This window comes from Cellulomonas telluris (assembly GCF_004886325.1).
In the GTDB taxonomy this organism is placed as follows: Bacteria; Actinomycetota; Actinomycetes; order Actinomycetales; family Cellulomonadaceae; genus Cellulomonas; species Cellulomonas telluris.
Window position 1 is genome coordinate 41,975 of the sequence record NZ_QXFN01000005.1, and the last position, 18,778, is coordinate 60,752.

General features: G+C 75.0%; 15 protein-coding genes. 2 read left to right on the forward strand and 13 right to left on the reverse strand.

Going from position 1 to position 18,778, the window contains the following annotated elements; all coding sequences use genetic code 11:
- Window positions 1–44 precede the first annotated feature (44 nt).
- Window positions 45–2,213 (forward strand): RecQ family ATP-dependent DNA helicase, encoded by a 2,169-nt coding sequence (locus FB586_RS15815; RefSeq protein WP_136520318.1) that lies wholly within the window; start codon window positions 45–47, stop codon window positions 2,211–2,213.
- Between the two features lie 6 nt (window positions 2,214–2,219).
- Here FB586_RS15815 and hisD read toward each other — a convergent pair whose 3' ends face one another.
- On the reverse strand, window positions 2,220–3,542 hold the full coding sequence (gene hisD / locus FB586_RS15820) for a histidinol dehydrogenase (RefSeq protein ID WP_136520319.1): 1,323 nt from the start codon (window positions 3,540–3,542) through the stop codon (window positions 2,220–2,222).
- A gap of 100 nt (window positions 3,543–3,642) precedes the next feature.
- On the opposite strand from hisD, the gene FB586_RS15825 reads away from it, so the two are divergent.
- Entirely contained in the window at window positions 3,643–3,861 is a 219-nt protein-coding gene (locus tag FB586_RS15825; protein WP_136520320.1) for an RNA-binding S4 domain-containing protein, read from the forward strand.
- Window positions 3,862–3,889: 28 nt separating this feature from the next.
- Here the strand turns inward: FB586_RS15825 and dnaE are convergent, their stop codons facing one another.
- From dnaE to ftsW, 12 genes are all read right to left on the reverse strand, one after another.
- Window positions 3,890–7,426, reverse strand: coding sequence for a DNA polymerase III subunit alpha (gene dnaE, locus FB586_RS15830; RefSeq protein WP_136520321.1), 3,537 nt, complete (start codon window positions 7,424–7,426; stop codon window positions 3,890–3,892).
- 87 nt (window positions 7,427–7,513) lie between these two features.
- The gene (locus FB586_RS15835; RefSeq protein WP_136520322.1) at window positions 7,514–8,449 is read right to left on the reverse strand and encodes an RluA family pseudouridine synthase; all 936 of its coding nucleotides are present in this window, start codon (window positions 8,447–8,449) and stop codon (window positions 7,514–7,516) included.
- Window positions 8,446–9,099, reverse strand: a complete 654-nt coding sequence (locus FB586_RS15840) for a signal peptidase II (RefSeq protein WP_136520323.1) — start codon at window positions 9,097–9,099, stop codon at window positions 8,446–8,448. The genes FB586_RS15835 and FB586_RS15840 overlap by 4 nt, the downstream gene beginning before the upstream one ends.
- A gap of 21 nt (window positions 9,100–9,120) precedes the next feature.
- Window positions 9,121–9,573 carry a TraR/DksA family transcriptional regulator gene (locus tag FB586_RS15845; RefSeq protein WP_136520324.1) on the reverse strand — a complete coding sequence of 151 codons (453 nt, stop codon included), beginning with the start codon at window positions 9,571–9,573 and terminating at the stop codon, window positions 9,121–9,123.
- Between the two features lie 162 nt (window positions 9,574–9,735).
- The gene (locus FB586_RS15850) at window positions 9,736–10,410 is read right to left on the reverse strand and encodes a DivIVA domain-containing protein (protein WP_136520325.1); all 675 of its coding nucleotides are present in this window, start codon (window positions 10,408–10,410) and stop codon (window positions 9,736–9,738) included.
- A 148-nt stretch (window positions 10,411–10,558) separates the two neighbouring features.
- Window positions 10,559–10,843: a YggT family protein gene (locus tag FB586_RS15855; protein ID WP_136520326.1), complete on the reverse strand. Its 285-nt coding sequence runs from the start codon at window positions 10,841–10,843 to the stop codon at window positions 10,559–10,561.
- Between the two features lie 3 nt (window positions 10,844–10,846).
- Window positions 10,847–11,326: a cell division protein SepF gene (locus tag FB586_RS15860; RefSeq protein WP_136520769.1), complete on the reverse strand. Its 480-nt coding sequence runs from the start codon at window positions 11,324–11,326 to the stop codon at window positions 10,847–10,849.
- A gap of 169 nt (window positions 11,327–11,495) precedes the next feature.
- A complete protein-coding gene (pgeF, locus tag FB586_RS15865) occupies window positions 11,496–12,269 on the reverse strand; it encodes a peptidoglycan editing factor PgeF (protein ID WP_136520327.1) in 774 nt (257 codons plus the stop codon).
- A gap of 9 nt (window positions 12,270–12,278) precedes the next feature.
- Window positions 12,279–13,547, reverse strand: a complete 1,269-nt coding sequence (gene ftsZ, locus FB586_RS15870; RefSeq protein WP_136520328.1) for a cell division protein FtsZ — start codon at window positions 13,545–13,547, stop codon at window positions 12,279–12,281.
- 231 nt (window positions 13,548–13,778) lie between these two features.
- Entirely contained in the window at window positions 13,779–14,654 is an 876-nt protein-coding gene (locus FB586_RS15875) for a cell division protein FtsQ/DivIB (RefSeq protein WP_246036833.1), read from the reverse strand.
- 224 nt (window positions 14,655–14,878) lie between these two features.
- On the reverse strand, window positions 14,879–17,575 hold the full coding sequence (murC, locus tag FB586_RS20280) for a UDP-N-acetylmuramate--L-alanine ligase (protein WP_136520329.1): 2,697 nt from the start codon (window positions 17,573–17,575) through the stop codon (window positions 14,879–14,881).
- Window positions 17,568–18,770 carry a putative lipid II flippase FtsW gene (gene ftsW, locus FB586_RS15885; RefSeq protein ID WP_136520771.1) on the reverse strand — a complete coding sequence of 401 codons (1,203 nt, stop codon included), beginning with the start codon at window positions 18,768–18,770 and terminating at the stop codon, window positions 17,568–17,570. Before ftsW ends, murC begins: the two co-directional genes overlap by 8 nt.
- Between the last annotated feature and the right edge of the window lie 8 nt (window positions 18,771–18,778).

Consider the following 18,778-nt stretch of genomic DNA (forward strand, 5'->3'; position numbering starts at 1 on the left):
CCGCGGCGGGTGCGGTGTCGCAGGGTCGGCCTACGCTGCGGGACGTGCCCCTCTCCCCCACGCCCGACACCCCTGCCCCCGACGCCGCGGGCCCCGACGGGGTCGACCGCGCGGCGCTGCGCGCCGAGGCGGAGGGCGTCCTGCGCCGGCTCGTCGGCCGCGACGACGCACGCCTGCACGAGGACCAGTGGCAGGCGATCGAGGCGCTCGTCGCCGACCACCGGCGCGTCCTGGTCGTGCAGCGCACCGGCTGGGGCAAGTCCGCCGTCTACTTCGTGGCCACGGCGCTCCTGCGCCGCGGCGCGGGCGGCGCCCGCCGCGGGCCGACCGTCATCGTCTCGCCGCTGCTCGCGCTCATGCGCAACCAGGTGGAGTCGGCCCGCCGGGCGGGCATCGCCGCCGAGACGTTGAACTCGGCGAACGTGCAGGAGTGGGCGGACGTGCACGCGCGCGTCGCGGCCGGCGAGGTGGACGTCCTGCTCGTCTCCCCGGAGCGGCTGAACAACCCGGGCTTCCGCGACGAGGTGCTGCCGCGGCTCGCGCAGGACGCCGGGCTCGTCGTCGTCGACGAGGCGCACTGCATCTCCGACTGGGGCCACGACTTCCGGCCCGACTACCGGCGCATCCGCACGCTGCTCGGCGACCTGCCCGCGGGCGTGCCGGTGCTCGCGACGACGGCCACGGCCAACGCCCGCGTCACGGCCGACGTCGCCGAGCAGCTGGGCGGCGACGACGACGCCCCGGCGCTCGTGCTGCGCGGCTCGCTGGACCGGCCCAGCCTGCGCCTGCAGGTGACGCAGCTGCCGGACGTCGCCACGCGCCTGGCCTGGCTGGCGTCGACCCTGCCCGCGCTCGAGGGGTCCGGGATCGTGTACTGCCTCACGATCGCCGCCGCCGAGCAGGTGACCGAGCACCTGCGCGCGGCCGGTCTGGACGTGCGCACGTACACCGGCCAGACCGACCCCGCGGAGCGCGAGGCCGCCGAGGCCGACCTGCTCGCCAACCGCGTCAAGGCGCTCGTCGCGACGTCGGCGCTCGGCATGGGGTTCGACAAGCCCGACCTGGCCTTCGTCGTGCACGTGGGCGCGCCCTCGTCCCCCATCGCCTACTACCAGCAGGTCGGGCGTGCGGGACGCGCCACCGCCCGCGCCGACGTGGTGCTGCTGCCCGGGCAGGACGACCGCGCGATCTGGGAGTGGTTCGCGTCGAACGCCTTCCCTCCCGAGCAGGAGGTGCGCGCCACGCTCGCCGCGCTCGACGCCCACGGCAGGCTCTCGACCGCGAACCTCGAGACGTTCGTGAGCCTGCGCCGCACGCGCCTCGAGGGGATGCTCAAGGTGCTCGACGTCGACGGCGCGGTGCGCCGCGTGCGCGGCGGGTGGGAGTCGACCGGCGAGCGCTGGTCCTACGACGCGGAGCGGTACGCGCGCGTGACCGCCGCCCGCCGCGCCGAGCAGGACACGATGCTCGAGTACCTGCGCACGGACCGGTGCCGCATGGCGTACCTGCGGGCCGCCCTCGACGACCCCGCGCTCGAGGACGGCTGGCGCTGCGGACGCTGCGACACGTGCACGGGCACGACGGTCGGCGCGGTGCCCGACCAGGACGCCGTGGCGTCGGCGCGGACCCTCCTCGCGGTGCCGGGCGAGCCGGTGACCGCGCGGCGCCAGTGGCCCACCGGGCTGGCGTCGCTCGGCCTCGACCTGCGGGGGCGGCTCGCCGCCGACGAGCAGGTCACGGAGGGGCGTGCGGTCGGGAGGCTCGACGGCCTGGGGTGGGGCGGACCGCTGCGCGCGGCCCTGCGCGACGAGGTGCCGACGGAGCTGCCGGTCGCGCTGCGCGCACCGGTGCGCGACGTCATCGAGGCGTGGCGGCCGGAGGTGGACGTCGTGGTCGCGGTCGGCTCGTCGAGCCGCGGCGCGCTGGTGGCGCACCTGGCCGCCGGCACCGCCCGCCTCCTGGACGTCCCCTGGGCCGGGACGCTCGGGGCGGCCGGCTCGCCCCCGCGCCACGACGTGAACTCCGCGCAGCGGCTGGCCGACGTCGTCCGCCACGTGACGCTGCCCGACGACGTCGCCGCCGCGGTGGCGGGCCGCCGCGTCCTGCTCGTCGACGACCGCGCCGACACGGGCTGGACGCTCACGGTCGCGGGTCGCCTGCTGCGGCGCGCCGGCGCGAGCGCCGTGCTCCCGTTCGTGCTCGGGGTCGGCTGACCGGCCTCAGAAGCGCGCGCGCACGGCCTCGCCGTGCGCCGGCAGGCCCTCGGCGTCGGCGAGCGCGACGACCCGGTCCGCGACGGCGGCGAGGGCGTCGGCGTCGTACTCGACGACCTGCACCGCGCGCACGAAGGAGTGCACGCCGAGCCCGCTGGCGAAGTGCGCGCAGCCGCCCGTCGGCAGCACGTGGTTGGAGCCGGCCATGTAGTCGCCGAGCGACACCGGCGACCACGGCCCGACGAAGATCGCCCCTGCGCTCGTGACCCGGTCGGCCCACGCGGCGGAGTCCGCCGTCTGGATCTCCAGGTGCTCGGCGCCGTACGCGTTGACCACGTCCAGGCCTGCCTCGAGGTCGTCGACCAGGACGATCGCCGACTGCGTCCCCGTCAGCGCGGTGAGCACCCGGTCGCGGTTCGCGGTGGCCTCGGCCCGGTCGACGAGCTTCGCCTCCACGGCGCCCGCCAGCTCGACCGACGGGGTGACGAGCACCGCCGCGGCGAGCGGGTCGTGCTCGGCCTGCGACACGAGGTCGGCGGCGACGTGCACCGGGTCCGCGGTGCCGTCCGCGAGGATCGCGATCTCGGTCGGGCCGGCCTCGGCGTCGATGCCCACGAGCCCGCGGACCAGCCGCTTGGCCGCCGCGACGTACACGTTGCCGGGGCCCGTGATGACGTCGACCGGCTCGCAGAGCGTCTCGCCGTCCACCTCGTCGCTCCCGGCCGCGCCGTACGCGAGCATGGCGACGGCCTGCGCACCGCCGACCGCGTAGACCTCGTCCACCCCGAGCAGCGCGCACGTGCCGAGCACGACCGGGTCGGGCAGGCCGTCCCGGTCCTTCTGCGGCGGCGAGACGACGACGAGCGAGCCGACGCCGGCCTCCTGCGCGGCGACGACGTTCATGACCACCGACGACGGGTAGACCGCGAGGCCGCCGGGCACGTACAGGCCCACGCGACGCACGGGCAGCCACCGCTGCCGCACGCGTGCACCGGGCGCCACGTCGACCGTGAAGTCCTGCGGCCGCTGGGCCCCGTGCACCTGCCGCACGCGGCGGATCGTCTCCTCCAGCGCCGCCCGGACCCGCGGGTCGAGGGCCGCGAGGGCGTCGGCCAGGGCGGCGGCGGGCACGCGGACGTGCTCGGGCCGGACCCCGTCGAACCGCTCGGAGAGGTCGCGCAGCGCGCGTGCCCCCCCGGTCCGCACCTGCTCGAGGATCGGCGCGACCGCGGCGGCCGCGTGCTCGACGTCGAGCTCCGCACGCGGCAGCTCGGCGAGCAGCTCACGACGGGACGGACGACGGCCACGCAGGTCGATGCGGGAGATCACGTGCCGAGTCTAGGCGGGCCGCGGCGCCGTGACGGTGGCGTCCACGGGCGGCACACGTCCACCGGCCGCCGCGCGCCCCGCGGTGCGGGATCATGGGCGCATGGACGAGGTGCACGTGCGCGACGACGTCATCCGGCTCGGTCAGCTCCTGAAGCTGGCCGGCGTCGCGGACTCCGGCGCGGAGGCGCGCGCGCTCCTCGAGGACGACGCCGTCCGGGTGGACGGCGAGCCGGAGAACCGCCGCGGCCGGCAGGTCACCCGCGGCGCCGTCGTCGAGGTCGACCTGCCGACGGGCGCCGTCTCCTTCACGGTCGTCTGAGCGTCCCGGCGCCCTGCGCCGTCGGGGCTCAGGCCGAGAGGCAGCTCGGCCCGAGCAGCGCCTTGAGGTCGCCGAACAGCGACGGCGACCGCTCGACGCGCAGGCCGTCGTCAAGCCGCATGACCGTCACCTTGCCCGGGTTCGTCAGGCGCAGGTGCACCTCGGTCACGCCCGGATGGGTCGACAGCACCTCGCGCAGCCGCTCGACCACGGGCGGCGTGCACCGCGACTCCGCGAGCGAGACGACGACGGGTGCGTCCGCGGCCTGCGAGACGTCCGGGATGGACACCTCCATCGCCTGCAGCTGCATCGTCTCGTCGCGCCGGCGGACGCGGCCGCGCACCACGAGCACGGCGTCCTCGGCCAGCACCGTCGAGTAGGCGAGGTAGGTCTCGCCGAAGAACATGATCTCGACGGAGCCCTCCATGTCCTCCAGCGTCACGGCGGCCCACGGGTTGCCCTGCTTGGACATCTTCCGCTGCAGGCCCGTCACCAGGCCGGCCACCACGACCGTCGACCCGTCCGGGCGCGCCTCGTCGGCGTTGAGGGTCGCGATCGACACGTCGGCCGCGGCCGCGAGCACGTGCTCGATCCCGGACAGCGGGTGGTCCGACACGTACAGGCCGAGCATCTCCCGCTCGAACGCCAGGCGCTGCTTCTTCTCCCAGTCCGGCAGGTCGGGGATCGTCACGCTGACGCCGCCGCCCTCGCCCGGCCCGCCCAGGTCCGCGAACAGGTCGAACTGCCCCTCGGCCTCGCGGCGCTTGACGCTGATGACGGAGTCGACGGCCTGCTCGTGCACGAGCAGCAGCGCGCGCCGCGCGTGCCCGAGCGAGTCGAACGCACCGGCCTTGATGAGCGACTCGATGGTCCGCTTGTTGCAGACCACCGCGGGCACCTTGTCGAGGAAGTCCGTGAAGGACGTGAACGCGCCCTTCTCCTCGCGCGCCGCGACGATCGCGTCGACCACGTTGGCGCCGACGTTGCGCACGGCGGTGAGGCCGAACCGGATGTCCTTGCCGACGGCGGTGAAGTTCGCCGACGACGAGTTCACGTCCGGCGGCAGCACCGTGATGCCCATGCGGCGGCACTCGTTGAGGTAGAGCGCCGACTTGTCCTTGTCGTCGCGCACGCTCGTGAGCAGCGCGGCCATGTACTCGGTCGGGTAGTTCGCCTTGAGGTAGGCGGTCCAGTAGGAGACGACGCCGTAGGCGGCCGAGTGCGCCTTGTTGAACGCGTAGTCCGAGAACGGCAGCAGGATGTCCCACAGCGTCTGGACGGCCTCCATCGAGAAGCCGCGCTCGCGCATGCCGGCCGAGAAGCCCTCGAACTGCTTGTCGAGCTCGGCCTTCTTCTTCTTGCCCATCGCGCGGCGCAGGATGTCGGCCTGTCCGAGCGAGTACCCGGCGACGCGCTGGGCGATCGCCATGACCTGCTCCTGGTACACGATCAGGCCGTAGGTCGTGCCGAGGATGTCCGCCAGGGGCTCCTCGAGCTCCGGGTGGATGGGCGTCACCGGCTGCTGGCCGTTCTTGCGCAGCGCGTAGTTGGTGTGCGAGTTCGCGCCCATCGGGCCGGGGCGGTAGAGCGCGCCGACGGCGGAGATGTCCTCGAAGTTGTCGGGGCGCATGAGCCGCAGCAGGGTCCGCATGCCGCCGCCGTCGAGCTGGAACACGCCCAGGGTGTCCCCGCGCCCGAGCAGCTCGTAGGTGGCCCGGTCGGTCAGCTCGAGCGACTCGAGCTCGACCGGCTCCTTGCCGTTCATCACGATGTTCTCGAGCGCGTCGTCGAGGATCGTGAGGTTGCGCAGCCCGAGGAAGTCCATCTTGATCAGGCCGAGGCCCTCGGACGTCGGGTAGTCGAACTGCGTGATGACGGCGCCGTCCTGCGGGCGCCGCATGATCGGGATGATGTCGATGAGCGGCTCGCTCGACATGATGACGCCGGCCGCGTGCACGCCCCACTGGCGCTTCAGGCCCTCGATGCCCTTCGCCAGCTCGACCACGCGCTGCGCGTCCGGGTCGGCGGCGTGCAGCTGCCGGAACTCCTCGGCCTCGTGGTACCGCTTGTCGGACGGGTCGAAGATGCCGGTGAGGCTGATGTCCTTGCCCATGATCGCGGGCGGCATCGCCTTCGTGAGCTTCTCGCCCATCGCGAACGGCATGCCGAGCAGCCGCGCGGAGTCCTTGAGGGCCTGCTTGGCCTTGATGGTGCCGTACGTGACGATCTGCGCGACGCGGTCCTCGCCGTACTTCTCCGTCACGTACCGGATGACCTCGCCGCGCCGGCGCTCGTCGAAGTCGACGTCGAAGTCGGGCATGGAGACGCGGTCGGGGTTGAGGAACCGCTCGAAGATCAGGCCGTGCTGCAGCGGGTCGAGGTCGGTGATCTTCATGGCGTACGCGGCCATGGAGCCGGCACCCGAGCCACGGCCGGGACCCACCCGGATGCCGTTGTCCTTGGCCCAGTTGATGAAGTCGGCGACCACGAGGAAGTACCCCGGGAAGCCCATCTGCGTGATGACCTGGGTCTCGTACTCCGCCTGCTTGCGCACCTCGTCGGGGATGCCGGCCGGGTACCGCTGGTGCAGCCCCTTCTCGACCTCCTTGACGAACCAGCTCGTCTCGTCCTCGCCGGGCGGGCACGGGTAGTTCGGCATGTAGTTCGCCGAGGTGTTGAACGAGACCTCGCACTGCTCCGCGATCCGCAGCGTGTTGTCGCACGCCTCGGGCAGCTCCGCCCAGATGCGCCGCATCTCCTCGGCGGACTTCACGTAGTAGCCGTCGCCGTCGAACTTGAAGCGGTCCGGGTCGGACAGCGTCGAGCCGGAGTTGATCGCGAGGAGCGCCTCCTGCGACGCGCTGTCCTCCCGCTTGACGTAGTGCAGGTCGTTGGTGGCGACGAGCGGTGCGCCGAGGTGCTCCGACAGGCGCAGCAGGTCCTTGAGCACACGGGTCTCGATCTCGATCCCGTGGTCCATCAGCTCGATGTAGAAGAACTCCTTGCCGAAGATGTCCTGCAGCTCGCCGGCCGCGCGGACCGCCTCGTCCCACTGGCCCAGCCGCAGCCGCGTCTGGATCTCCCCGGACGGGCACCCGGAGGTCGCGATGAGGCCCTTGCCGTAGCGCTGGAGCAGGTCGCGGTCCATGCGGGGCCACTTGCCCATCTGCCCCTCGAGCGACGCGAGCGAGCTCGCGCGGAACAGGTTGTGCAGGCCCTCGTTGTTGCGGGCCAGGAGCGTCATGTGCGTGTACGCGCCGCGGGCGGAGACGTCGTCCGCCTCCTGGCCCTGCCCTCCGAAACGCACGCGCGTCTGGTCGAAGCGGCTCGTGCCCGGCGTCACGTACGCCTCGACGCCGATGATCGGCTTGATGCCGGCCGCCGTGCCCTTGGCCCAGAAGTCGTAGGCACCGAACAGGTACCCGTGGTCGGTCGTCGCGATCGCCGTCTGGCCGAGGCGCTGGACCTCCGCGAACAGGTCGGGCAGGCGGGCCGCGCCGTCGAGCATCGAGTACTCGGTGTGCACGTGGAGGTGGACGAAGTCGGAGCCTCCAGCAGATGCCATGCGGGCGATCCTACGTGCCCCCGCCGACACCTCCGGGACCGCTGCGGCCCGTGTCCCGCGACACGCCGGAGACCCCCGTGAGGCTGCTCACGCGTACGCCGCGCGCAGCCTCTCCAGGCCCACGACGAGGTCCTGCGGGTAGTCGCTCTCGAGCTCGAGCCACTGCCCCGTGCCGGGGTGCTCGAACCCGAGGCGCACGGCGTGCAGCCACTGCCGCTGCACGCCGAGACGCGCCGCCAGCGACGGGTCCGCCCCGTACGTGAGGTCGCCCACGAGCGCGTGCCGCAGCGCCGCCATGTGCACCCGGATCTGGTGCGTCCGCCCGGTCTCCAGGTGCACCTCGACGAGGGAGGCGCCCGGCAGCATCTCGAGCACCTCGTAGTGCGTCACCGACGGCTTGCCGTCCGCCACCACGGCGAACTTCCAGTCCGACGACGGGTGCCGCCCGATCGGCGCGTCGATCGTGCCGGTCGTCGGGGCCGGGTGCCCCTGGACGAGCGCGTGGTACACCTTCTCCACGGTGCGCTCCTTGAACGCGCGCTTGAGCACCGTGTACGCGTGCTCGCTCTTCGCGACGACCATCAGGCCCGTCGTGTTCGCGTCCAGCCGGTGCACGACGCCCTGGCGCTCCGCGGCCCCGGACGTGGAGATCCGGTACCCGGCCGCGGCGAGCGCGCCGACGACGGTCGGGCCCGTCCAGCCCGGCGACGGGTGGGCCGCGACCCCGACCGGCTTGTCGACGACGACGAGGTCGTCGTCGTCGTGCACGATCCGCATGCCCGGCACGGGCTCGGGCACGACCGCCGCCGGCGGCGGTGCGGCGGGCGTCAGGTCGACCTCGAGCCAGGCGCCGGCGGCCAGCCGGTCGGACTTGCCGACCTCGCGCCCGTCGACCCGCACGGCGCCGTCCGCCGCGAGCTCCGCCGCCCGCGTGCGCGACAGGCCGAGCAGCCGCGCGAGCGCCGCGTCGACGCGCTCACCCGCGAGCCCGTCCGGGACCGGCAGCGACCGGGTGTCGCTCACGCCGCACCGCCCTCACGGCCGGCCGCGGGCGTCCCCTCGCCGGGCGTCCCCTCGCCGGGCGTCCCGTCCTGGGCGTCGCCGTCGTGCGAGCCGTCGAGGTGCACGCCGCGCGCCGTCAGCAGGACGACGAGCACCGCCGCCGCGACGATCGCGATGTCGGCCACGTTGCCGATGAACAGGTTGCCGTAGGCGAGGAAGTCGATGACGTGCCCCCGGCCCGGCCCGGGCTCCCGCACGAGGCGGTCGACCAGGTTCCCGGTCGCGCCGCCCAGCAGCAGGCCGAGCGCCAGCGCCCACCCGGTCGAGCCGATGCGGCGGGCCGAGCGGACCACCACCGCGACCACGACGATCGCGACGAGCGTGAGCACCCAGGTCATCCCCGACGCGATGCCCAGCGCCGCGCCCTCGTTGCGGACGAGCTGCAGGCCGAACAGGTCCCCGAGCAGGGCCGTGCGCTCGCCCGGCGCCAGCGCCGCGACCGCCCAGATCTTCGTGAGCTGGTCGACGACCAGCACGACGAGCGTCAGCCCCGTGAGCAGGCCCAGCAGCCGCCGACGGCGCGACGGCTCGGGACGGCTCCACGGGAAGCCGCCGCCGGCGGTCTCCTCGCGCGGGTCCGGTCGGGCGGTGGCGTCGTCCGTCGTGGGCACCCGCAGGAGTCTACGGGCGGCTCAGCGGCGCTCCTCGCGCTGCTTGCACTCCACGCACAGCCGCGCACGCGGGAAGGCCTGCAGGCGCGCCTTGCCGATCGCGCGGCCGCAGGACTCGCACACGCCGTACGTGCCGGCCTCGAGGCGCTCCAGCGCGTGCGTCGTCTGCTCCAGCAGGTCGCGCGTGTTGTTCACGAGCGTCAGCTCGTGCTCGCGCTCCAGCGCGGACGACCCGGAGTCCGCCTGGTCGTCCCCGGCGCCGTCGCCGGAGTTGCGCAGCAGCTCGGACAGCTCGGCGCCGGCCTCGAGCAGCTCGCCGGCGAGCCGTTCGCGGTCGGCGGTCAGCTCGTCCGCCACCTCCTGGACCTCCGCCTGCGTCCACGGCTCCTCGCCGTCGCGGACCGGCAGTGCACGGGTGACGGTGCGCGGCCCGGTGTCGGTGCCGACCGTCAGGGTGCTCGGTGCGTCGTTCATGGTCACGGACGTTCCCCCCGTCTCGAGTGCCGCGACTGTATGCGCGTCGGCGTGGCGGCACAACAGGACGCGCAGCCGCGTGCCGCGGCCCCCGGACGCGGGCACGCCGACGCCGCCGGACCGCGCTCGGTGGTGAGCGGCGACCGGCGGCGGCGTGAGGGGTCAGATGCTCTGCTTCTCCGGGACGGCCTGCCCCTGGCCCGAACGCGGCGGCAGCGCGTTCCCACGGTTCTCCAGGTCGCCGAGCAGGTTCTCGAGGTAGCTCTTCAGGCGCGTGCGGTAGTCGCGCTCGAACACCCGCAGCTCGTCGATCTTCCGCTCGAGGAGCGACCGCTCCTGCTCGAGCTGACCCAGCGTCCGCTGCGACGTCTCCTCGGCCTCGCGGACGATGCGGTTGGCGCGGGACTTCGCCTCGTTGATGAGGCGGTCGGACTCCTCCTGGCCGCTGCGGACGTAGTCGTCGTGCAGCTTCTGCGCCAGGGCGAGCATGCCCGTGGCCGACTCGGGCTCGTTCGCGCGGGCGGGCGCGGGCGCCTGCACCACGGGCGGCTGCGGCGCGACCGCCGGCACGGGCGCGGGCTGCGGCTCGGGCACGGGGGCCGGCTCGGGCTTCGGGGCGGGGGCGGCCTGCTGGGCACCGGCACGGCTGAGCTCGGCGATCCGGCGCTCGGCGGCCGCGAGCTTCGTCTTGAGGTCCTCGTTCTCGCCCTGCAGGTCCCGCAGGGTGTTGACGACCTCGTCCAGGAAGTCGTCGACCTCGTCCTGGTCGTATCCCTCGCGGAACTTGGTCGCCTGGAACTTCTTGTTCAGGACGTCGTCTGCGGTCAGCAGTGCCATCGTCGTCACCTCTGTCGGTCGTGCTGGCTCTGGCCGGCGGCAGTCAGTCCACCGACCGCCTCGGGCCACGGTATCGGAGAATGCGAACGGAGCACGTCCCCGAAGCCCACCCCGGCGGGGGTGCGGGACGGCACCGCGGGAGGCCTCGTCAGACCCTGCCCAGCACCGAGAGCAGCAGCGAGCAGCCCAGGGCGAGGACGAGGAACGCGAGGTCGAACCGGACCTGCCCGATGCCCACCGGGGGCAGCACGCGGCGCAGCGCGCGCAGCGGCGGGTCGGTCACGGAGTACGTCACCTCGGCGACGACGAGCGCGACGCCCGTCGGCCGCCACTCGCGCGCGAAGAACTGGACCCAGTCCAGCACCAGCCGCACGAGCAGCAGGAGGAAGAAGACGAGGACGACGAGATAGAGCAGGTTGGCCAGGAGACGCACGCGTCAACTCTGGTTGTAGAAGCCGGAGCGTGTCGAGGCGTCCGTCGCGGACGCGTCGCCCGCGAGCTCGACGTGCGCCGGCGACAGCAGGAAGACCTTGCTCGTCACGCGCTCGATCGCGCCGTGCAGCCCGAAGATCAGGCCGGCGGAGAAATCGACGAGACGCTTGGCGTCCGCGTCGTCCATGTCCGACAGGTTCATGATCACGGGCGTGCCGTCGCGGAACGCCTCGCCGATCTTGCGCGCGTCGTTGTACGAGCGCGGGTGGATCGTGGTGATGCGGCGCAGGTCCGCCTGCTCGCGCGGGGCGGGTGCGGGCTGCACGCGCGGGGTGCGGTGCAGCGGCGTCACCTGCGCCTCGTAGGGCTCCTCGGGCACGTCGACGACCTCCGGCTCCTCGTACTCGTCGAGGTACTCCTCGTGCTCGGTCCGGTCGTCGGCCAGGCCGAGGTACAGCATCGTCTTGCGCAGCGCTCCGGCCATCGCGTCGTCTCCCATCCGCCGGACCACCCGGCTGCCTCGAGCCGCACGTCGGTCCGCCGGCCCGTGGGTCCGTCGGACGTCCCTGCGCTGGTGACGCTAGCAACGGCGCCCCCTCCGCGCCGTGCGACACGCGGGCGTGTCGCAACTCGTCCGTGCGCGTCGGGGCTGGTCAGCGCGCGGGGAGCAGACGGACGACTCCGGCGAGGCGCCCGGTGCGGGGCGACGACGGGTCGGCGTGCACCGCGCGGCGGTGCGAGTACAGGTCCTCGTCGGCGTAGGTGTCCCGCCCGTCCACGAGGACGCGCCCGACGCCGCACCGCGCGAGGACGGCCCGCGCCCCCGCGAGGAGGTCGACCGCGGGGGTGCCGGCCCGGGTCGTCGCCACCGCCTCGGGCAGGACCGCACCGACGTCGTCCTGCAGCGACGCCGGGACCTCGTAGGACGCGGCCGCGATGCAGGGGCCCAGGGCGGCGACCAGCCGCTCCGGACGGGCCCCCCGCCGCACCAGCGCCTCCACGGTGGCCTCCACCACGCCGGCGACGAGTCCCGGCCGCCCGGCGTGCGCGGCACCCACGACGCGCGCCACCGGGTCGGCGAGCAGGACCGGCACGCAGTCGGCGACGTAGACGGCCACGGCGAGGTCGGTCCGCGCCGTGACCAGGGCGTCGGCCTCCGCGACGCCGGACGTCGCGGGGTCCACCTCCGGCAGCGCGTCGACCTCGACGACCCGCCGGCCGTGGACCTGCGTGGCGAACACGACGGGCACCCCCACCGCCTCGGCCAGCAGCCGCCGGTTGCGCACGACCGCCGCCGGGTCGTCGCCGACGGCGAGGCCGAGGTTCAACCCGTCCCACGGCGGCGCGCTCACGCCGCCCGGCCGACGCGTGAAGCCGGCCCGGACCCCCGGGCCGAGCTCCACCGCGTCGAGGACCGGCGCCGCCACGGCGACGCGCTACTTGAGGAAGTCGGGGACGTCGAGCTCGTCGCGGTCGCGCCGCGCCGGCTCCTGCGTGAACACGCGGGGCACCTCGAGCGGGCCCGTGTGGGCGGGCGGCTCGGGCTGCGTCGACAGGAACGCGGGCACCTCGCGCTGCTCGGGTGCGGGCGCGGGTGCGGGCGCGGCGCGGAGCGTGCCGAGCGGCACGAGGTCCTCGTCCTGCACCTGCACCGGACGCGGCGTGGCAGCGGGCGCCGGCACCGGGGCGACCGCCGGGACCTGCCGTGCCGGCGCGCCGCCCGCCTGGCCGAGCGCACGTGCGTCGCGGCGGGACGGGCCACCGCCGTCGAAGCCCGCCGCGATGACCGTGACGCGCACCTCGTCCCCGAGGGCGTCGTCGATGACGGCGCCGAAGATGATGTTCGCCTCGGCGTGGGCGGCCTCCTGGACCAGGCGCGCCGCCTCGTTGATCTCGAACAGGCCGAGGTCGGAGCCGCCCTGGATGGACAGCAGCACGCCGTGGGCGCCGTCGATGCTCGCCTCGAGCAGCGGCGAGGAGATCGCCATCTCGGCCGCCTGGACGGCGCGGTCCTCCCCACGGGCGTACCCGATGCCCATGAGCGCGGAGCCGGCGCCCTGCATGACGGACTTCACGTCGGCGAAGTCGAGGTTGATCAGGCCCGGCGTCGTGATGAGGTCCGTGATGCCCTGGACACCGGACAGCAGCACCTGGTCGGCGGAGTGGAAGGCGTCGAGCACCGAGACCGAGCGGTCGGAGATCGACAGCAGCCGGTCGTTCGGGATGACGATGAGCGTGTCGACCTCGGCCCGCAGCGCGTCGATGCCCGCGTCCGCCTGGACGGAGCGACGGCGGCCCTCGAACGTGAACGGACGGGTCACCACACCGATCGTCAGTGCGCCGAGCGAGCGCGCGATGCGCGCCACGACCGGGGCGCCGCCGGTGCCGGTGCCGCCCCCCTCGCCCGCCGTGACGAAGACCATGTCGGCGCCGCGCAGGACGTCCTCGATCTCCTCGGCGTGGTCCTCGGCGGCCTTCTTGCCGACCTCGGGGTCGGCGCCGGCGCCGAGACCGCGCGTGAGCTCGCGGCCGACGTCGAGCTTGACGTCGGCGTCGGACATGAGCAGGGCCTGGGCGTCGGTGTTGACCGCGATGAACTCGACACCCTTGAGACCGACCTCGATCATGCGGTTCACGGCGTTGACGCCGCCCCCGCCGATGCCGACGACCTTGATGACCGCCAGGTAGTTCTGCGGAGCTGCCACGGTGGGTGCCTCTCGTTCGCGGGTCGCGGCGCCCGGGGTGCCGCTGCTCGGTGCTCGTGCGCGACGCGCAGGGCGTCGTGCGGGTCCAACCTTCACCCTCTACTTGAAGGTGAGAGTTATGTCAGGTGTGTTGTCGGGTCGTGACGCTAGGTGCGGTCCCGGCGCGGATCAACGACCGCCGCGCGCGTGTCGCGCCGCGTCCTGCCCGGCGGCACCCGTCCTGCGTGCGCGTCACCGGGTGATCGGCATCCGCGGGGCCGAGACGTCGTAGACGCTCGCGCCCGCGGCCGTCGGCGCCGCCCGCAGCGCGGCGAGCACCGCGGCCTTGAGCGGCGTCTCGTCGGCGCTCCCCCAGTCGACCCGCGGACCGTCGCGCAGCTGCATCGTCACGGTGTCCTGCGTCTGCGCCGACACGCCCGCGACCTGCGCGAGCAGGTCCGGCGGCAGCTCCTCCAGCACGTGCAGCACCGCCGTCAGCGTGCGCTCGTCGCCCACGGGCACGTCCACGACCGGCATCCCCTCGGGCGCCGCGTCGGCCCGACCGACCTGCACACCCTCCTGGTCCAGCAGGACGAACCCGGGCGCGCCGCCCCCGGGTCCAGCCGCCTCGGGCACGGCGGCCACCGGCTCGCGCGAGACGAGCTGCACGGCCAGCCCGCGCGGCCACTCGCGCACGACGCGCGCCTCCCGCACACCGGGCACCTCCAGCACGTCGTCGCGCAGGCGGACCGTGTCCAGGCGCGGCAGGGGGGTTCCGTCGTGCTCGGTGACGACCGCGAGCACCTGGTCGACCGCCACGACGGTCCCGGCACCGGTCACCTCGACCTGCTCCGGGTCCAGGGCAAGCACCGGAGACAGCAGCAGCAGCCAGCCCAGCGCGCCGGCCGCCGCCACGCCGCCGCCCGTCAGCAGGACCTGCCGGCGGGCCAGCGCGCGGCGGGCCCGGGCGCGCTCCGCGAACCGCTCGCGCGAGGTGGTCGAGACGACCGCCGGGCGGACGGGACCCGAGAACCTGCCCACGGTGTAGGTGGTGACGGTGCGCGTCGGTCCGGTCGCGGTGGTCTGGCCCGGCACCACGCGTGAGGTGCCGCCCGTCGTCACCGGCACGGGACCGGTCGTGGCACGGCGGGACTGCGCAGGCGTCCGTGGCGGCGTCGCCTCGGGCACCGCCGGGGTGGCACCCGTGCTCGTACCCGCCTCGGCGCTCTCGGCACGGGAGGCACCCGGCTCACGCCGCCCGCGGCCGCCCGTGCGTTCCCCCGGGGCAGGGCGTGCGGGCCGCACCGGGGCCCCCGGTCGGCGCGGACGCGGGGCGGGCGGCCGGTCCGGGCTCACCGCACCGCACCGTCCGGGGTGGTCCCGTCGTGCGCGTCCTGCGCGCCGTCGTCCGTGCGCTCGGCGAGCGCTGCGAGGACGACGGGACCGAGCTCGGTCACGTCGCCGGCCCCGACGGTCAGGACCAGGTCCCCCGGTCGCGCGGCGGCCGCGATCGCGTGCGCGGCGGCGTGCCGGTCGGGCACGAACCGGGCCTTGCCGGCGGTCGGCACGGCGTCCGCGACGAGCGCGCCGGTCACCCCGGGGTCCGGGTCCTCGCGCGCCGCGTACACGTCGGTCACGACCACGACGTCCGCGAGGTCGAACGCGGCGCCGAACTGCGCCGCGAACGTGCGGGTGCGCGAGAACAGGTGGGGCTGGAACAGCGCGAGCACCCTGCCCTCCCCCGCCACCTGGCGCGCCGCGCCGAGCAGCGCCGCGACCTCCGTCGGGTGGTGCGCGTAGTCGTCCACCACGCGCACGCCCGCCGCCGTGCCGCGGTCCTCGAACCGCCGGCCCGTGCCGACGAAGTCGTCCAGCCCCGCCGCGGCCGCGTCCGGTGGGACGCCCAGGCGGCGCAGGACGCACCACGCGGCCGCCGCGTCGAGGGCGTTGTGCGCGCCCGGCACCCGCAGCCGCAGGGTGGCGGGAGCGCCGTCGCGCGGGGTCAGCACGACCTCCCAGCGGCCGTCCGGGGTGGGACGGCTGCCGCCGACGTGCACGTCGGCGTCCTGCCCGACGCCGTAGGTGACGACGCCCGCGTCCCGTCGGCGCAGGTCCTCGCGCGATCGCGCGACCAGGCGCGCTGCGCCGGGGTCGTCGGCGCACGCGACGAGCAGACCGCCCGGTCGCACGCGCTCGACGAACCGCACGAACGCGTCCTCGAACGCCTCGCGCGAGCCGTAGTGGTCGAGGTGGTCGGGCTCCACGTTCGTCACGACCGCGACCAGCGGCTCGTAGGCGAGGAAGGAGCCGTCGGACTCGTCGGCCTCCGCGACGAACGGGCCGTCGCCGTGGCGCGCACCGCCCAGGGTGCCCGCCGCGGACCGGACGACGCCGCCGATCGCGAAGGCCGGGTCGGCGCCGGCGTGCACGAGCGCGGTCGCGACCATCGCGGAGGTCGTCGTCTTGCCGTGCGCGCCCGCGACGGCGACCGCGTCGCGGCCGGCCATGAGCGACGCGAGGGCCTCGGAGCGGTGCAGGACGGGCAGGCCGCGCTCCCGCGCCCGCACGACCTCCGGGTTGGAGGCCCGCACGGCCGAGGACACGACCAGCGTGTCGACGTCCTCGACGTGCACCGCGTCGTGCCCCACGTGCACCCGGACGCCGCCGGTGCGCAGACCCGCCAGCGCGGGGCCGTCGTGGGCGTCCGAGCCGCTGACCTCGAGCCCGCGCGCGGCGAGCAGCGGTGCGATCGCGGACATGCCGGCACCGCCGATGCCGACGAGGTGGACGCGGCCGAGGTCCCCGAGCGGGACCGCGCCGCGCGCGCCGGGGTGCGGCACCGCGGGCCCCGCGGCCTCGCCCGGCGACGCGGCGTCCTGCCGCGCGGCGCCACCGGCGACGGCCGCGTCGCCGCGGACCGAGGCGGGCAGCAGACCCTCGACGAGGTCGGCCACTCGGGCCGCGCCGTCACGCACGCCGACACGTGCCGCGGCGGCGCCCATGCGCAGGCGCGCCTCGGCGGCGTCCCCCGTGGCCAGCAGCACCGGGACGTGCGCGCGCACCCAGTCGGGCGTGAGGTCGGCGTCGTCGACGAGGACGCCGCCCCCGGCCGCGACGACCGGCGCGGCGTTGAGGCGCTGCTCGCCGTTGCCCACCGGCAGGGGGACGTACACGGCGGGGATGCCGAGCGCGGCGAGCTCGCACACGGTGCCCGCGCCGGCCCGGCCCACCACGACGTCCGCGACGGCGAGCGCGTGCTCCATCGCCGTCAGGTACTCCAGCACGTGGTACCGCTCGGCACCGGGCACGTCGGCGACGGCGGCGCGCACGTCCGCGTCCTTGCCGCGGCCGGTCAGGTGCAGCACCTGCGCGCCCGTGGCGAGCAGGTCCGCGGCCGCGCCGGCGACCGCCCGGTTGACGCTCACCGCGCCGAGGGACCCACCCGTGACGAGCAGCGTCGGCGCGTCGGGGTCGAGACCGAGGACCTGCGCGGCGCGCCGACGGGTGCCGTCGGGGTCCGCCGCGCGGGCCGCGACGAGGTCCTGGACGGCCCGTCGCAGGGGCAGCCCCGTCACCTGCGCCCCGGGCAGCGCGGTGCCCGGGAAGGTCACGCCGACCGCGGCGGCCCCTCGTGCACCGAGCCGGTTCGCGAGCCCGGGCCGGGCGTTCTGCTCGTGCACGACGACGGGCACGCCGCGCCGCCGGGCGGCGAGGTAGGCCGGCGTCGACACGTAGCCGCCGAACCCGACCACGACGTGCGCGCCGATCGCGTCGATCGCCTGCTCGGCGGCGGCGACCGCCGCGCGCAGCCGGGCGGGCAGGCGGAGCAGGTCCGCGCTCGGCCGGCGCGGCAGCGGCACGCGCGGCACCACGGCGAGCGGGTACCCGTGCTCCGGGACGAGCCGCGCCTCGAGGCCCTCGGCCGTGCCGAGCACCGTGATCGCGGCCTGCGGATGGCGCGCACGCAGCTCGTCGGCGACGGCGAGCAGGGGGTTGACGTGGCCGGCGGTGCCGCCGCCCGCCAACAGGACGGCCGGCGCGTCAGCCACGGGTCCGCCCGATCACCGCGAGGGAGCGGCGCACGACGGACGGCCGGGCGGCGAGCGCCTCGGCCGCGCCCGGCTCGGACCGGGCGAACGAGATGAGGACGCCGAGCGCGGCCATGGTCACGATGAGTGCGGACCCTCCTGCGGAGACGAGCGGAAGCGGCACGCCGATCACGGGCGCGAGCCCGATGACGACGGCGATGTTGATGGCGGCCTGCCCGACGACCCAGGCGCAGATGCCGGCCGTCGTGATCTTGACGAACGGGTCCGGGTGGCGGCTGATGACGCGCACCATGGCGAACGCGAGCAGCGCGAACAGGCCCAGCACGAGGAGCGTGCCGACCAGGCCGAGCTCCTCGCCGAGGATCGCGAAGATGAAGTCGTTGTGCGCGGCCGGCAGGTAGGACCACTTCTCGCGGCTCTCCCCCAGCCCCAGGCCGCCGATGCCGCCGGTCGCCAGGCCCCAGCCGCCGTGCAGCGTCTGGTAGCACTCGTTGGTGACGTCGCACGTCGCCGACAGCCACGACATGATCCGGTTGACGCGGTTCTCGCTGCCGATGGCGAGCACGGCGACCCCGACGGCGGCGACGGCGCCCGCGACCGCGAAGATCCGCAGGGGCACCCCCGCGACGAACATCGCGCCGGCGACGAGCAGCACCAGGACCAGCGCCGTCCCGAGGTCGTGCCCGAGCAGGACGGCACCGATCGCGAGACCGGCGACCGGGACGGCGGGCACCAGCGAGTGCTTCCACTCGTGCAGCAGCGCGAGCTTGCGGGTCAGGACCGCGCCGAGCCACACCGCGAGGGCGAGCTTGACCGTCTCCGACGGCTGCGCCGTCACGCCCCCGACCGGGAAGCAGACCCAGTTGCGGTTGCCGCCGGCGCCGCAGCCGAGCGGCGTGAAGACGAGCATCTGGAACAGGACCGCGCCGCCCAGCACCGGCCACGCCGCGGCCCGGATCAGCCGCACGGGCGTGCGCGCGAGCACGAGCAGCACGGGCAGCCCGATCAGCGCGTACTTCGCCTGGTTCAGGAACACCGCGTACGGGGAGTCGCCCGCGGCCAGCGACTCGACGCTCGAGCTCGACAGGACCATGACGAGCCCGACGACGACGAGCAGCGCGCTGGCGCCGACGAGCACGTAGTAGCTGGTCACCGCGGAGTTCCACGCGCCGAGGAACGACGGCTCGCGGCTCACGGCAGGCG

Bases quoted from the DNA above. Each gene is read 5' to 3' on its own strand.
- FB586_RS15825 (WP_136520320.1), top strand. From the start codon at position 3,643: ATGGACGAGGTGCACGTGCGCGACGACGTCATCCGGCTCGGTCAGCTC.
- dnaE (WP_136520321.1), bottom strand. From the start codon at position 7,426: ATGGCATCTGCTGGAGGCTCCGACTTCGTCCACCTCCACGTGCACACC.
- FB586_RS15850 (WP_136520325.1), bottom strand. From the start codon at position 10,410: ATGGCACTGCTGACCGCAGACGACGTCCTGAACAAGAAGTTCCAGGCG.
- FB586_RS15860 (WP_136520769.1), bottom strand. From the start codon at position 11,326: ATGGCCGGAGCGCTGCGCAAGACGATGCTGTACCTCGGCCTGGCCGAC.
- FB586_RS15845 (WP_136520324.1), bottom strand. From the start codon at position 9,573: ATGAACGACGCACCGAGCACCCTGACGGTCGGCACCGACACCGGGCCG.